Below are 15,102 nucleotides of genomic sequence, written 5' to 3'. Positions count from 1 at the left end.
GCCTCAGGCCGGCAGCAGTCGTACGACCGTCTCCTCCAGGCGGGGCAGCGCACGCTGTCCCGCCAGCGCGAGGGCGATGGCGACGGCCACGCCGGCCCAGGCCAGCGGCCCGAGCGGGGTGCAGCCGAAGGCGCGGCTGAGCACCGGGGTCTGGACGACGGCGACGAGCACCGCGGCCGAGCCCAGTGAGGTGATCTGCACCAGCCGGCTGTCGCGCCGGTCCAGGAGGGTCTGCACCAGCTGGGTGCCGACCACCCCGCACAGGGCCATGGTGCTGGAGCGGCGGGCGGTGCCCGGGGTGAAGCGGCCGATCAGCCAGGCGGTGAGCGCGCCCAGACAGGTGGTCAGCGCCCGGTGCCTGATCTGCCGCAGCAGCGGATCGCCCAACACCCCGGCGGCCTCCTCGACATGGGCGAGGTCCGCCTCACCCTCCTTCTCCGTGACGGCGACCGCCATCGATGGGAACAGGTCGGTGAACAGGTTCACCATCAGCATCTGCCGGGTGGACAGCGGCGCCCGCCCGGACACCAGGGTGCCGATCAGACCGAAGCCGACCTCGCCCGCGTTGCCGCCGATGAGGATGGCGATGGCGTCGGCGACGCTGTGCCACAGGGCGCGGCCCTCGCCGACCGCGTCGATCAGGACCGTGAGGTCGTCGTCGGTGAGCACGATGTCGGCGGCGTTGCGGGCGGCGGCCGAGCCGCGGGCGCTGATGCCGACGCCGATGTCGGCGGCGCGGATGGCCGCGGCGTCGTTGGCACCGTCGCCGACCATGCCGACCACCCGGCCCGCGTCCCGCAGCGCCTCCACGACCTGGAGCTTCTGCTCGGGCGCCACCCGGGCCACCACGCCCGCGTCGCGCAGCATCCGCGCCCGCGCCGCCCGGTCGGCGGCGGCCAGTTCATCGCCGGTGACCACCACGGTGTCCTCCGGCCAGCCCAGTTCGGCGGCGATGGCACGCGCGGTCTGCGGATGGTCGCCGGTGAGCACGACGGGTCGTACGCCCGCCTCCAGCAGCCCCTTCACCAGCGCCGTGGAGGTGTCGCGCGGTACGTCGGACAGCGCCAGCACTCCATTGAACTCCAGGTCCTGGAGCGGCTGTTCGAGTACGGCGGACTCGTCCTCCCCGCCGTCCAGGCGCCGTTCGGCCACCGCCAGGACCCGCAGTCCCGAACCGGCCAGCTCCTGAGCCGCGTTGGCGGCGCCCGGGGGGAGACCGGTGCAGGCGGGCAGGACGGTCTCGGGGGCGCCCTTGACCACCAGGACGCGGGAGCCGTCACCGGTGCGGCCGACGGCGGCCGCGTAGCCGCGGCCGGCCTCGAAGGGCAGCCCGGCGAGCTGCGTCCAGTCGGGGTCGGGGCGGGCCGCGTCCAGGACGGCCTCGTCGGTGGCGTGCACCGGCCGCTCGGAGCCGCCGTTGAATCGGGGGCAGGCCCGGGCGGCCGACCGTACGGTGTCCGCGGACCCGGCGGCGGCCACGGCGCGTACGGTGCCCTCGGCGTCGGAGACCCGCACCAGGCGCAGCCGGTTCTCGGTGAGGGTGCCGGTCTTGTCGAAGCAGATGGTGTCCATCCGGCCGAGCGCCTCCAGGGTGCGCGGGGTGCGTACCAGGACGCCGCCGCGGCTGAGCCGGCGGGCCGCGGCCAGCTGGGCGACGGTGGCCACCAGGGGCAGCCCCTCCGGTACGGCGGCCACCGCGACCGCCACACCGCCGCTGACCGCCTCCCGGATCGGGGTGCCGCGCAGCAGCGCGATTCCGGTCACCGCGGCGCCGCCCGCCAGGGTCAGCGGCAGTGCCTTGCGGGTGAGTTCCTGGAGACGGGCCTGGACACCGGCGGCCGGGGGGGTGCGCGCGGCGAGGTGCACGGCGCGGGCGGCCTCGGTGTGCTCGCCGGTGTCGACCACGACGGCACGGGCCTCGCCCGCCACCACGGTCGTGCCCTCGAAGACCATGCAGCTGCGGTCGGCGACCGGGGCGTGCGGGGTGGGGTCGGTGTCCTTCTCCACCGGTAGGGACTCGCCGGTCAGCGCGGACTCGTCGACCTCCAGGCCCTCCTGCCACAGCAGCCGGGCGTCGGCGGGCACCACGTCGTCGCCCTTGAGCTGGATCACATCGCCCGGTGTGAGCTTGCCCGCCTCCACGGTGCGGGTGCCGCCGGCCGGTGCCTCCTCCTCCGCGGGCACCACGCGCGCCTTGCGCTTCTGGTCCGCGACCAGACCGGACAACGCCCGCTCGGCGCGCAGCCGTTGGACCCCGCCGACCAGGGCGTTCAGATCGAGGGCGCCGACCACGAGCAGGGCGTCCACCGCCGAGCCGAGGATCGCGGAGGCGGCCGAGCCGACCGCGAGGACCGGGGTGAGCGGGTCGTGCAACTCGCCGCGGACGGCCTGCCCGAGCTCGTAGGACCAGCGCACCGGGGCGACGAGCGGATGCCGGTAGACGCCGTCGGCAGCCTTGCGCAGCCCCTCGGCCAGCGTGCCCAACGGCGTGCTCTCGACGCCGGGTTGGTGTTCGAGCCGGTCCCTGGCCTGGTCCGGGTCCAGTTCGTGCCAGTGCACCCGGGGTCGGGGGTGCGGGGCGCGGGCCACCGCGACGCCGAGCGCGGCACGCATCCCGGACAGCAGGGCCAGGGCGGCGCCCGCGTCGACGGGTGCGTGCCGCAGCCCCGGCAGCATGGCGAACCGTCCCCGGCCGCCCTTGGCCTCGCCGACGGCCACGAGGAGCCCGGACAGGGCCGCGCCGGACCGGGCCAGGGTCTGGGACCGCCCGCCGACCGCGCGGGCGGCCGGGATCGCGATCAGCACCCGCCACACGTCGGGCAACCCGTGCAGGGCCAGCAAGTCCGCGCCCCACACCACCGCGCCGTCCCGGTCGGTGAGGGCGACGGCGACATCGCTGGCGCGCAGCGCGGCCAGCACATCGCTCTCCTCGGCCGAGCCCACCCGGGCGACCGTGAGCACGGTCTGTGTCTCACCGCGCGCCTCGTAGACCACGTCGTCCAGCGGCCGGCGGGCGTCCACGACCTGGTCGGCGAGGCCGGTGAAGTCCTCCAGGGCGGGGTCGTCCACCAGCACCACGCGCAGCCCGGCCCGGCGGGCGGCGTCGAGCACCGGTTCGGCCCACGGATCCGCCTCGCCGTCCGCGCCGCGCAGCGCTCCGGCGTGCAGGACGACGGTCCCGGCCATGTCAAGGCGGCGCAGCCGCTCCGGGTCGCGGACCAGCACTCCGGTGCGGGACAGGGCGGCGCTGAGGACGGCGTGGAAGGCGGCGGGACCGTAGCGGGCGGCCTTGGGTGAACCTGCGAGCACCGCCTCGGCCGCCTCGGTACCGTCGTGCTTGACCAGCAGGGTGGCCGCGGCGCCCAGCACACTGCCGGCCGAGGCGTGGGCGGCGTACTCCTGGGCGGGCGACTCGCGCAGCGGCGGCCGGGACTCGCCGCCGGGGGCGAGGCTGACGCGGTCGGGGCCGCACAGGTCGTCGTGCACCGCGTCGAAGGCGGCCGCGCGGGCCACGGTCTCGGCGATCTGGCAGGCGCGCAGGGTGCCGTCGAGCAGCAGCGACGCGGGGGTCTGCCCGGCGCCGTGCGCGGCGGCGTTGGCGGTGGCCAGCACCAGGTCCATCCGGTCGGGTCCGAGGCGGGCGCGCAGCCAGGCGCGGAACCGCGGGTTCTCCCGCAGCAGCGTCACCACGGCGGTCACCAGCCGGGGCGAGGGCGGCAGCCGCAGCGCGTACCCGGTGACCGCGACGGCGGTGCCCAGCACATCGACGCCGAACGTGGCCACGGCGGTGCGGACCCCCGCGGGGTCGGCCGGGTGGGTGGTCTCCTCCACGTCCCCGGCGGCCAGTTCGAACCCGTGCCGTGCGGCGAGCCGCGCGGCGTGCTCGACCACGTAATCGGTGGCCTCCTCCTCGGTCACGCTCACCACGAGCCGGGCGAGACCGTCGTCCCAGTACGCGAAGAGCACATCGGGACGCTCGGCGAGGATCCGGGCGATACGGCGGCCGATGTGGGGGGTGGGGTTGGGGCGCGGGGGTTCGGTGCTGGGCGGCGGTTCGGGAGGCGGGGGCGCGGTCGCGGAGGGTTCGGGGGCGGGGTGTGTGGCGTCGGCCGAGCGGTCGGGGGCGGGGGGTGGCGGGGCGCCTGTGGGGCCGGTGGCGGATTCGGGAGGTGGGGGTGGGGTGGTCCCGCCGGGCGAGGGCTCGGAGGGCGGGGGCTGCGCGCCGGGTGCGCCGGCGGCGGGCCCCGGAGCCGGGGGTGCGGTGGTCCCGCCCGGTGAGGGCTCGGGGGGTGGGGGCTGCGCGCCGGGTGCGGACTCGGGGGTGGCGGGGCGGAGGGCGAGGTGGGCGCGGGTGCCCGAGCGCCAGTGGTCGTCGGAGCCGGGGAGGGAGTTGCGGGCGACGCGGGCGACCCGCAGGGCCGCGTCCACGCCGCGCACGCCGGCCCGTGCGGTGCCCGCGGCAGCGCCTGCGGCCACCCCCACGGTGGGCGCGGCGGCGCGGGCAAGCAGGCGTGGTGCCGCGGGCAGCAGCCGGAGGGTGGCCCGCGGCACGGTGAACATACCTGGCAAGGGGCTCTCCTCAGCGAGTGGTGCGGTCGGGGCGCGCGGTGGGCCCGAAGGGGCCGGTCACCGTCTTCGGTGTGCTGTCCTGGGTGTCGTCCGCGGGTACCGGGCCGGGTCCGGGTCGATGCCCGTGTCCATGCCCTTGGCCGCCCTCGCCGTGATGCCGGTGCGGTTGCTCCTGGGGTCCGTGCGTACGCGTCTGCGCGCCGGACCGGAGCGCGGCGGTGCCGAGATCATGTGGGGCCGCGGCCCGTTCCTCGCCGGTCCCGTCGCCACGGTGGCCGGGCCGGGACTGGGTGAGCCAGGCCACCGCCGCGCCGGTCAGGGCCACGGGCCACTCCACGACGCCCGCCGCGCCGAGCACGCCCGCTCCGGCGTACACCGCGATGCGCCGCCCGCGCGGGGAAACGGCGCCCACCTTGTCCAGGGCCTCCTCAGCGACGTGGCCCACCGTCGTGGCGCCCGGCACCTTGCGCAGCACCGAGGCGGCACCACGCATGGGCGCCGTGAGGGCCGACGATGCGTTGTGCTCAGCCATGACTCTCCTCGGGTGAGATCGTCCTCCAACCCCCACCGAGTGCCCGCGACCGTGCCGGTCACCCTCCATCTCCCAGGGAACGCCCTGTACGTCGGGCGCGCCACCTGCTGGGCGTGAGGCGCGGGGCGGTCCGGTCACCGGGGGCGTCGAGCCGTCGTGGCCGGGATGCCCGGCGGACCGGTGGAGAGCGGGTGCGGGGGTTGCTCCGCATGGGGTGGAGCGGGGCCTTGGACGGGCCGTAGGCCGCGGTGGCGGGGCTCGGCGACGGGCGCGCGTCTCTTCAGCCGCGAGGCCGGGCCCGACGGCGGGCGGCGTTCCCGCGCGGGCCCGGCGGCTGGGTGTGCGGCTTGCGGCTTACGGGCGACGCGTGGTCGGGAGGCGGTGCCCATGCTCGATGCCGGGGAGGGGTCGCGGCGGGCGGCGCCGCGCCCGGCGACGGAGTCCCCAGCAGCCCCCGGCCGATCGGCGGCCCACCTCACCCCGCCGACAGCGCCTGCTCACCCCCGACCGCCACCCTCCTCAGGGCCGACCCCAGCCCCTCCCCCACGACTCCCCGCTCGACCGGCCACCCCGGCCCCGGCCCCAGTGCTCGCCTCGGCCCGCGCGCCCCCGGTCAGCAGCCCCGCACGCTCCCCTCGACTCCGACCGACGCCACCACCTCCCGCTGGTACTCGGCGTACGCCGTGCGCAGTTCGGGGCCCGGCCAGGTCGGGGGAAGGAGGGCCGGCGGGAGGACGGGATCGCCGAGGAGATGGCGGACGATCGCGGCGAAGGCGGTGAGGCGGTCGGCGGGGCTGGGGGCGTCGGAGGCGGTCGTGAGCAGGGTCTGGGCGGTGCTCGCCCAGGCGGACAGCGGCCACAGGCGCGCGACGAGGTCGTGCGCGGGCTCGTCCGGGCGGGCCGTGTACGTCACCGCCACCCGGTGGAGTCCGTCCGGCAGCGGCCGGTCGAGGTTGGCCGGGCGCAGCCACACGCCCTCGCGCAGCTCGGCCAGCCGCAGCGCGGTCAACCGGGTGCGCAGCTCGGCGCGTTCGGCCGCGCCGCGCCCCGTGGCCGTGATGACCACCATCTCCCAGTCACCGTCCCATGCCCGGGTACGGGGGTGAACAGCGTCGTCCTGGCGGCGCTGCCTGGCCAGCAGCCGGTCGCTCAGCCCGTAGACCGCGTCCGTGCGCCACAGATCGCCCGCGGCCACCATCCGGCTCAGCGCGGCCCGCAGCGTGGAGCCGCCGACGCCGAAGGGCTCGACCAGCCGTATGAGGTCCTTCACCGGCAACTCGGGCGGGTGCACGGCCAGGAGCATGCTCAGCACGACCGACCGGGCGGACAGGGGCCGCAGGCCGGCCGTCTCCGGCCCGGTCGACACGTTCATGCGCATGGGCACGTACTTTACGTGCGCCTCCATGTTGCACTATTGCTACAGTCGCAGATAAAGCGCAACATTGCGCGTATGGCCTCCACGCAGACAGAGACGCAGCCGTCGGTCGCGACCCACGACGTCACCAATCAGCCCCCGCCCCTCGCCCCCTACGACTCCTCCGACGACACCGCCCTCCTGGAGGGCCTGCGCCGCGAGGGCGCGCGGTGGGCCGAGAAGGAGATCCGCCGGCTCGGTGCCCACGCCGGCAGCGCGGAGGCCCAGGAGTGGGCCGAGCAGGCGAACGTGAACGAGCCGGTGCTGCGCACCCACGACCGCTACGGCAACCGCGTCGACGAGGTGGACTTCCACCCCGGTTGGCACCATCTGATGCGAGCCGCGGTCGGGGCGGGCCTCGCCGGTTCGGCTTGGGCAGACGAACGGCCCGGCGCCCATGTGGCCCGTACCGCGGGCGGGTTGGTGTGGGGGCACACCGAGGCGGGGCACGGCTGTCCGACGTCGATGACGTACGCCGCCGTACCCACCCTGCGCGCACAGCCCGAACTGGCCAAGGTCTACGAACCGTTGCTCACGAGCCGGGAGTACGAGCCGGGCCTGCGGGTGCCGACCGAGAAGCCCGGCCTGATCGCCGGGATGGGCATGACCGAGAAGCAGGGCGGCTCGGACGTGCGGACGAACACCACGACGGCCACGCCCACCGGCGAACCGGGCGTGTACACACTGCGCGGGCACAAGTGGTTCACGTCGGCGCCGATGTCCGACGTCTTCCTCGTCCTGGCACAGGCACCCGGCGGGCTGTCCTGCTTCCTGGTGCCGCGCGTACTGCCGGACGGCAGCCGCAACACCTTCCGCATCCAGCGCCTGAAGGACAAGCTGGGCAACCGTTCCAACGCCTCGTCCGAGCCGGAGTTCGACCGGACCGTGGCGTGGCTGGTGGGGCCCGAGGGGCGGGGTGTGAAGACCATCATCGAGATGGTCAACTGCACCCGTCTGGACTGCGTGATGTCCTCGGCGACGCTGATGCGCAAGACGCTGGTCGAGGCCGGCCATCACGCCCGCCACCGGAGCGCGTTCGGTGCCCGGCTCATCGAACAGCCGCTGATGCGCAATGTGCTGGCGGATCTCGCGCTGGAGTCGGAGGCGGCGACCACGCTCACGCTGCGGCTGGCCGGGGCCGCGGACCGCGCGGTGCGCGGGGACGCCGGGGAGCACGCCTTCCGGCGGATCGCCACGGCCGTCGGCAAGTACTGGGTCACCAAGCGGGGGCCCGCGTTCACCGCCGAGGCCCTGGAGTGCCTGGGCGGCAACGGGTATGTGGAGGACTCCGGCATGCCCCGGCACTACCGGGAGGCCCCGCTGCTGTCCATCTGGGAGGGCTCGGGCAATGTCAACGCGCTGGACGTGCTGCGCGCCCTCGGCCGCGAACCGGGCGCCGCCGACGCCCTGTTCGCCGAACTCGCCCTCGCCGGGGGCGCGGACGCCCGCCTGGACTCCGCCGTGGCCGCCCTCAGGTCCGAGCTGCCCCGGGCCGACCAGCTCAGCGCCCGCCGCCTGGTCGAGCGCATGGCGCTCGCCCTCCAGGCGTCCCTCCTGGTCCGCCACGCGCCCCGGCCGGTCGCGGACGCCTTCTGCGCGACCCGCCTGGCCGGCGACTGGGGCCACTCCTTCGGGACCCTGCCCCCCGGAACGGACCTGGACGCCATCCTGGAACGGGCCCTGCCCGACCACGGCTGAGCCCGGCGACCCCGTACGGGTCCGGCCCGCCTCCGGCCGGGCCCGTACGACCACCACCCGCTCCTCCAGGCCCCTCGACTACGTCACTTGACGTCGACCCGAACCGGATCCCCGAACAAGTCCTCCGTGAAGGTCACGTACTTGGGCGTGAACGTGCCCTTGCCGGTCACCGTGCCCGAGATGTTCTCGCCCGGGGACAGGTCCACGGTGTCGATCTGCTTGTCGTCGACGCCCAGTTCGTCCGTGTGCTTGGTGCCGTTGGTGTCCGTGACGGTGAAGTAGAGCGGGTTGACGCTGACCTTCTTGCCGCTGTTGTTGCGGATCGTGACGGACACGCTGGTGTAGGCGTCACCGTCGGCGAGGACGCTCTTGGTGAACGACGCCTTCTTCGCGGTGATCTCCACGGCCGCCGGCTTCCCCGCCGGCTCGGAACCGCCCGGCCGCGACGAGGACGCTGCGCTCGGGACGCCGCTCTTGCCGGCGTCCGCCTTGCCGTCGTCGCCCTTGCCGCCACCACCCGCCACGGCCGCGATGACGCCGATCACGATGACGAGCGCGACGACACCGAGGCAGCCGAAGCCGAGGATCTTGCCGGTGCTCGACTTCTTCGGCGGCTGCGGGGGCGGGGGCGGCGTGCCCCAGCCCTGCTGGGGGACGCCCCATCCGGGTGGCGGCGGGACGTCTCCACCGGGCTGCTGCGGGTATTGCTGGCTCATGTGCCCCCCTGAGGCTGCTGCTGTGATGAACACGTGTGTGATTGGTGAAGATCCCATGAAGTTGCAACATTCAATGAGACTTCACCGGATCGTGACCAACCACTAGGCAACCCGGGGGATTTGGCGTTTCGCCGACGGACGCCGGCTCAGACCATGCGTCCCCACTGCGGCCCCAGCCGGGCCCATTCCGTGTCCCAGGCGGTCATCCGGCGGCGCTCCAGCCGGGAGCGCAGCAGGAAGCCGCCGGCGAAGGGGACGAGCGCGGCGCCGAGGCCCGCCAGGGTTCCGACGAGATCGGCGCGGAAGGCGGCCTGGCCGGGCGGGACGGGGCTGCCGACGAGGTGGCCACGGGAATCGGTCCAGACGGTGACCCTGGTGCCGACCCGGTTGCCGGCCGCCGTCCGGACCCGGCCGGTGCGCACGGAGCCGTCGGCCACCGTCCAGCGCACCTCGGCCCAGCCCCGCGCGTCATGGGATATGTGCCGACGCCCGGCGTGCGCGTCCGGGATCTCGGCGACGACATGCGCGACGGCGGGGCGCCGGTCGGCACGCTCGCGGGCCAGCCCCTGCGTCACCGACCGGGCCACCATGAGCCCGGCGAGCACCCCGGCGAGCACGGTCAGCAGCCCGACGCCGAGCACCACCCAGCCCTCCACCACGTCCGCCCGGCGCCTGAGCGGATTGCGCCGCCACCGCCACAGCCACACCTTGGGACTTCGGAACGCCATCAAGGGCATCCTCCTCGCGACCGCAAAGACCGGCAGGACCGCCCTCCCCGGGAGGAGGGATCGTTCCGTTGCTCATGACAAGCCGTCCTCGACGTTCGCACGAGCGGCCCGCCTCGCGCAGGCGCATCGCGGAACGGACCTCGCAGATCCTCGCGGAAAGCCGAAGACACCCCCGCTGAGCTGGGGCGACGGCCGCTCCAGGGGAGACTGTCAGTGGTGGGGTGCACACTGGCCGATATCTGATGGCGACCCTGGGCAATGGCGCCCCGGAGGTGATCGGCATGACCGAGGTACTGCTGGCGGTGGGCACCCGCAAGGGCCTGTTCCTCGGACGGCGGCTGGGCCGGCGCCCGTGGGAGTTCGACGAGAGCCCGTACTTCAACGCGCAGGCGGTGTATTCGGTCGCGATCGACACCCGGGGGCCTCGTCCGCGGCTGCTCGCGGGGGGCGACAGCGCGCACTGGGGACCGTCGGTGTTCCACTCCGACGACCTCGGCCGCACCTGGACCGAACCGCCCCGGCCGGCCGTCAGGTTCCCCAAGGACACCGGCGCCTCCCTGGAGCGCGTCTGGCAGCTGCACCCGGCCGCCGCCGAACCCGATGTGGTGTACGCGGGCACGGAACCGGCCGCGCTGTACCGCTCGGTGGACCGCGGCGAGAGCTTCCAGCTGGTACGCCCGCTGTGGGAGCACCCCACCCGCTCCCGCTGGGTGCCGGGCGGCGGCGGTGAGGGGCTGCACACGGTGCTCACCGACGCGCGCGACAAGGCGGCGCTCACGGTGGCCGTCTCCACGGCCGGGGTGTTCCGCACCACCGACGGCGGGGCGAGCTGGGCGCCGTCCAACTCCGGTGTGGCCGCGGTGTTCCTGCCGGACCCGAACCCGGAGTTCGGCCAGTGCGTGCACAAGGTCGCCCGGGACGCGGCCGACCCGGACCGGCTCTATCTCCAGAACCACTGGGGGGTGTACCGCAGCGACGACGCGGGGGCGCACTGGAGCGACATCGGCGCGGACCTGCCGTCCACCTTCGGCTTCGCCGTCGCCGCCCATCCGCACCGCGGTGACACGGCGTACGTCTTCCCGATCAACGCGGACAGCGACCGGGTCCCCGCCGACCGCCGCTGCCGGGTCTTCCGCACGGCCGACGCGGGCAAGTCCTGGGAACCCCGGTCCCGGGGCCTGCCGACCGGGGACCACTACGGCACGGTGCTGCGCGACGCCCTGTGCACCGACGACGCCGACCCGGCGGGCGTGTACTTCGGCAACCGCAACGGAGAGGTGTTCGCCTCGGCCGACGACGGCGACAGCTGGCAGCAGGTGGCCGCGCATCTGCCGGACGTCCTGTGCGTACGCGCGGCGCTGGTCGGCTGAGGGCCGCGCCGGAGCCGGAGAAGGAAGTGGGGGAGGCATGACCGAAGAGGGGGGCGCAGCGGTGTCGGGAGAGCGGGGTTGCAGGGGGCCAGGGGCGTGGGGCGTCCGGCCGGGTTCCGGCCATCGGTTGATCACCGGCGGCCGTACGGCAGTAGGGTGACGCCCGTGGCACCACGACCCTTGCATGAAATCGTCGAACCGGGCTGGGCGAAGGCCCTGGAACCCGTGGCCGGACGCATCTCCCAGATGGGCGACTTCCTGCGCGCGGAGATCGCCGCGGGACGTACCTACCTACCGGCCGGAAGCAATGTCCTGCGGGCGTTCCAGCAACCCTTCGACGAGGTAAGGGTCCTGATCGTCGGTCAGGACCCTTATCCCACCCCCGGGCACGCGGTGGGCCTGTCGTTCTCGGTCGCTCCCGAGGTACGGCCCCTGCCACCGAGCCTGATCAACATCTACCGCGAGCTGATCAACGACCTGGGGCTGCCCCAGCCGTCCAACGGCGACCTCACCCCCTGGACCCAGCAGGGCGTCCTGCTGCTGAACAGGGCGCTGACCACCGCGCCGCGCAGCCCGGCCGCCCATCGGGGCAAGGGCTGGGAAGAGGTCACCGAGCAGGCCATCCGGGCGCTCGCGGCGCGCGGCAAGCCGCTGGTGTCGATCCTGTGGGGCCGTGACGCCCGCAATCTGCGTCCGCTGCTCGGGAGCCTGCCGGCGGTGGAGTCCTCGCACCCCTCGCCGATGTCGGCCGACCGCGGGTTCTTCGGCTCGCGCCCCTTCAGCCGGGCCAACGACCTGCTGATCCAGCAGGGCGGGCAGCCCGTGGACTGGCGTCTGCCGTGACCGTCGCCGGGTATCTCGCCGTGGACTCCGGCGGCTCCGGCCTCCGGGTCGCCGTCGGCGTGCCGGGGCGGACCCCCTCGGCACAGCGGGAGACCCGGGAGCCGGTCCGTACCGGCGCGGGCGGCATCGACCCGGCCCACCTGATGTCCCAACTCATTCCGCTGACCAGGGAGTTGGCGACCGAGGCGGGGGTGGACGAGTTGGGCACGGCCGTCGTCGGCGCCGCCGGGTTCGCCACCCTGGGCGACGCCCTGCGCGCCGAACTGCCGGACGCCCTCGCCCGCGTACTGGGGGTACGACGGGTCGCGCTCGCCGCCGACGCCGTCACCGCGTATGCAGGAGCCCTCGGTTCCCGGCCGGGCGCGGTGCTCGCCGCGGGCACCGGTCTGATCGCCATCGGCACCGACCTGACCGGCTGGCGGCGGGCCGACGGCTGGGGGCATCTGCTGGGTGACTGCGGCGGCGGCGCCTGGATCGGCCGGGCCGGTCTGGAGGCGGCGCTGCGGGCCCACGACGGCCGTGCGGGCGGCTCGGCCGCGCTGCTGAGATGCGCGGAGAAACAGTTCGGACCGGTGTGCCAACTGCCCGGCCTGCTCTATCCGCGGACCGACCGGGCCGCCGTACTCGCCTCGTTCGCGCCCCGGGTGGCCGATCTCAGCGCGGACGACCCCGTCGCCGCGGACATCCTGCGCGCCGCGGCGCGACACATGGCGGACTCGGCCGCGGCCGTGTGCCCGGTGGACGGGACGCCCGAAGTGGCGCTCACCGGTGGCCTGTCCAAGATGGGCGATCCGCTGCTCGTGCCGCTGCGCGAGGAGTTGACGCGGCGGCTGCCGCATGCCCGCCAGGTGCCGCCCGAGGGCGACCCGTTGCACGGCGCGGTACGGATCGCGACCGAGCTGGCCGCCGGGCGGCTCACGCTGCCGGGTGAACCGACAATGCTGCACGTCACAGCCGCCACCCGTAAGCGGGCAGACAAATCCGGACGGATACCGCTCACCTGTACCCTCCCCGAACAGGACCATCCGGGAAACCAGTAACATGCGGCGCCATGAGCTCCTCCACTGGACCCGAGTCCGGCCTCCCAGTACGAATGCCGCGACCCCGCCAGCCCGGACGGCACCGCCGGCCCGAACCGCTGGTGGCTCCCGAGGGCGCGCCCGCGCTCGTCCTCGCGGTGCCCGGTGTGCCCAGCGCTGCCACGCGTGGCCTCGCCGAGGAGGTCGTGAGCATCGCCCGTTCCGAGCTGCCCGGCCTGAATGCCCGGATCGGCTACCTGGACGGTGACGACGCCGAGTTTCCCTCGCTGCGGTCGGTTCTTGCGCACGCCGCCGAGGAGCGTACGGCCCGTTACGAGCAGGCCGTCGCCGCCGGCGTCGAGGGCCTGCGGGAGCCCGACGGCCCGGTCGCCGTCGTCGTACCGCTGCTGGCCGGTCCGGACAACGCGCTGCTGCGGCAGATCCGCCAGTCGGTGAACGACAGCCGGGTCGCGGCCGAGCTGACCGATGTCCTCGGCCCGCACCCGCTGCTCGCCGAGGCGCTGCACGTACGGCTGTCCGAGGCGGGCCTGGCCCGCGCGGACCGCGCCCGGCTGTTCACCGTGGCCACGGCCGCCGACGGCATCGTGCTGGCCTCCGTAGGCGGAGAGGAGGCCGTGCAGGCGGCCGGGATCACCGGCATGCTGCTCGCCGCGCGCCTGGCCGTGCCGGTGATGGCGGCGGCCCTGGACCAGGAGGGTTCCATCTCCTCGGTCGCCGAGCAGCTGCGTTCCTCCGGTTCGCAGCAGCTGGCGCTCGCGCCGTATCTGGTCGGCCCGGAGATCGACGCGACGCTGCTCGCGGCCGCCGCCGACGAGGTGGGCTGCTCGATGGCCGAGCCGCTGGGCGCCTACCCGGCGATCGGCAAGCTGGCCCTCGCCAAGTACACGACGGCCCTGGGTATCGCGCCGCAGCAGGCGCAGGGCACCCCGGTCCGCTGACGGCACCGAAAACGGAAATTCGCACAGGCAGGGCCCGCTCCCCTCGGGAGCGGGTCCTTCGCCTTGCCGGGGACCCAGTGTCGTGCGCGCTCAGCCGAAGACGACGCACGAGGCCGCGGCGACCTGCACCGAGCCGTCGTAGCGCGGTACTCCGGTCGCCTCGTCCACGGCGAACCAGCAGACGTCGCCGGAGCGCTCGTTGGCCACGTACAGGAAGCCGTCGTGCGCGGCCAGGGCGCGGGGCCAGTGGCCGCCGCAGGGCACGGTGCCGAGCAGTCTGAGGCCGTCCCCCTCGACGGCGAGCACCGACAGGACGTCCTCGCCCCGGGTCGCCGTCCACACGAAGCGGCCGTCGGGGGCGACCACGATCCCCGAGGGGTAGGCGTCGCCGACCGGGGCGCCCGGCAGCAGGGGGACCTCGGTGAGCGGCTTCAGAGAGCCGGCCGAGGCGTCCCAGCGGCACACGGTCACCGTCGGGGTGAGTTCGTTGACGACGTAGGCGTGCTCGCCGTCGGGATGAAAGGCCAGGTGGCGGGGCCCGGAGCCGGGTCGCAGCGCGCACTCGCGGTGCAGTGCCGGGGCACCGGCCTCCAGCGTGCACACCCGCACCGAGTCGGTCCCGAGGTCGACGCTCACCGCCCAGCGGCCGCTGGGGTCCGGCTGCACCTGGTGAGCGTGCGGGCCACGCTGCCGGCGGTCGTGCGGCCCCGAGCCGGTGTGCTGGAGCCGGCCGGAGGGCTTCGCGGCGAGGGTGCCGTCCGGGCGCAGCGCTACGGCGGTGACGCTGCCGCAGCCGTAGTTGGCGGTCAGCACATGCCCGGCGTACAAGCTCAGATGCGTGGGTCCGCTGCCGTCCACCGGCACGGACGGTCCGGCGAGCTCCGTACGGCCGCCGTCGACACGATAGGCGGCCACGGCGCCCTCGGCGGTCTCGCTGACCGCGTAGAGCATGCCGCCGTCCGGGGAGAGGGCCAGGTAGGAGGGGTCCGGCACGTCGTTGACGGCGGCGACGAGGGTGAGCGCACCGCCCTGCGCCGCGGCCTCGGCGATCACCAGCCCCGGGCCGCCCGCCGCCGTGAACGACCCGATGAACACCCTGCCGCCACCGCTCCGCACCACCGCTGTCCCCTCTCGGTCAAGCCCGTCACGCGCCGACGGTAGCAGCCGACCTAGTTCGGTCTAGACCAAGAGAACGGCGTGGGCCGGGAGTTCTTCACTCCGCTGCGGCATCCTCCGGAGGGGGCCGGGGGTAGG

Annotated in this window: 11 protein-coding genes; 5 read left to right on the top strand and 6 right to left on the bottom strand. The window is 74.8% G+C overall.

Annotated features, from left to right (window positions below; genetic code table 11):
• Nucleotides 1–3: 3 nt before the first annotated feature.
• From HEP81_RS33740 to HEP81_RS33730, 3 genes are all read right to left on the bottom strand, one after another.
• Nucleotides 4–4,560 carry a cation-translocating P-type ATPase gene (locus HEP81_RS33740; RefSeq protein WP_190276109.1) on the bottom strand — a complete coding sequence of 1,519 codons (4,557 nt, stop codon included), beginning with the start codon at nucleotides 4,558–4,560 and terminating at the stop codon, nucleotides 4–6.
• A 19-nt stretch (nucleotides 4,561–4,579) separates the two neighbouring features.
• On the bottom strand, nucleotides 4,580–5,101 hold the full coding sequence (locus tag HEP81_RS33735) for a hypothetical protein (protein ID WP_037659044.1): 522 nt from the start codon (nucleotides 5,099–5,101) through the stop codon (nucleotides 4,580–4,582).
• Between the two features lie 613 nt (nucleotides 5,102–5,714).
• The gene (locus tag HEP81_RS33730; protein WP_037659047.1) at nucleotides 5,715–6,479 is read right to left on the bottom strand and encodes a PaaX family transcriptional regulator C-terminal domain-containing protein; all 765 of its coding nucleotides are present in this window, start codon (nucleotides 6,477–6,479) and stop codon (nucleotides 5,715–5,717) included.
• A gap of 72 nt (nucleotides 6,480–6,551) precedes the next feature.
• On the opposite strand from HEP81_RS33730, the gene HEP81_RS33725 reads away from it, so the two are divergent.
• On the top strand, nucleotides 6,552–8,213 hold the full coding sequence (locus tag HEP81_RS33725) for an acyl-CoA dehydrogenase family protein (RefSeq protein WP_037659049.1): 1,662 nt from the start codon (nucleotides 6,552–6,554) through the stop codon (nucleotides 8,211–8,213).
• 83 nt (nucleotides 8,214–8,296) lie between these two features.
• Here the strand turns inward: HEP81_RS33725 and HEP81_RS33720 are convergent, their stop codons facing one another.
• Both HEP81_RS33720 and HEP81_RS33715 read right to left on the bottom strand, forming a co-directional pair.
• On the bottom strand, nucleotides 8,297–8,929 hold the full coding sequence (locus tag HEP81_RS33720) for a DUF4352 domain-containing protein (RefSeq protein ID WP_243279676.1): 633 nt from the start codon (nucleotides 8,927–8,929) through the stop codon (nucleotides 8,297–8,299).
• Nucleotides 8,930–9,075: 146 nt separating this feature from the next.
• Nucleotides 9,076–9,657, bottom strand: a complete 582-nt coding sequence (locus tag HEP81_RS33715) for an Rv1733c family protein (protein ID WP_037659056.1) — start codon at nucleotides 9,655–9,657, stop codon at nucleotides 9,076–9,078.
• A gap of 281 nt (nucleotides 9,658–9,938) precedes the next feature.
• Between HEP81_RS33715 and HEP81_RS33710 the strand changes: the two genes are divergently transcribed.
• The 4 genes from HEP81_RS33710 (at nucleotide 9,939) to HEP81_RS33695 (ending at nucleotide 13,848) form a co-directional block, all read left to right on the top strand.
• The gene (locus HEP81_RS33710; protein ID WP_243279675.1) at nucleotides 9,939–11,027 is read left to right on the top strand and encodes a WD40/YVTN/BNR-like repeat-containing protein; all 1,089 of its coding nucleotides are present in this window, start codon (nucleotides 9,939–9,941) and stop codon (nucleotides 11,025–11,027) included.
• A gap of 165 nt (nucleotides 11,028–11,192) precedes the next feature.
• Nucleotides 11,193–11,870, top strand: a complete 678-nt coding sequence (locus HEP81_RS33705; protein ID WP_037659060.1) for a uracil-DNA glycosylase — start codon at nucleotides 11,193–11,195, stop codon at nucleotides 11,868–11,870.
• Nucleotides 11,867–12,910, top strand: a complete 1,044-nt coding sequence (locus tag HEP81_RS33700) for an N-acetylglucosamine kinase (RefSeq protein ID WP_078967531.1) — start codon at nucleotides 11,867–11,869, stop codon at nucleotides 12,908–12,910. Before HEP81_RS33705 ends, HEP81_RS33700 begins: the two co-directional genes overlap by 4 nt.
• A gap of 11 nt (nucleotides 12,911–12,921) precedes the next feature.
• Nucleotides 12,922–13,848: a sirohydrochlorin chelatase gene (locus HEP81_RS33695; protein ID WP_093679866.1), complete on the top strand. Its 927-nt coding sequence runs from the start codon at nucleotides 12,922–12,924 to the stop codon at nucleotides 13,846–13,848.
• A gap of 90 nt (nucleotides 13,849–13,938) precedes the next feature.
• Here the strand turns inward: HEP81_RS33695 and HEP81_RS33690 are convergent, their stop codons facing one another.
• Entirely contained in the window at nucleotides 13,939–14,967 is a 1,029-nt protein-coding gene (locus HEP81_RS33690; RefSeq protein WP_037659066.1) for a lactonase family protein, read from the bottom strand.
• Between the last annotated feature and the right edge of the window lie 135 nt (nucleotides 14,968–15,102).

Origin of the sequence: Streptomyces griseofuscus (assembly GCF_014673495.1) — a bacterium.
Lineage (GTDB): Bacteria > Actinomycetota > Actinomycetes > Streptomycetales > Streptomycetaceae > Streptomyces > Streptomyces murinus.
The sequence above is the reverse complement of the archived record's forward strand: the minus strand, read 5'-3'. Positions and strand labels throughout refer to the sequence as shown.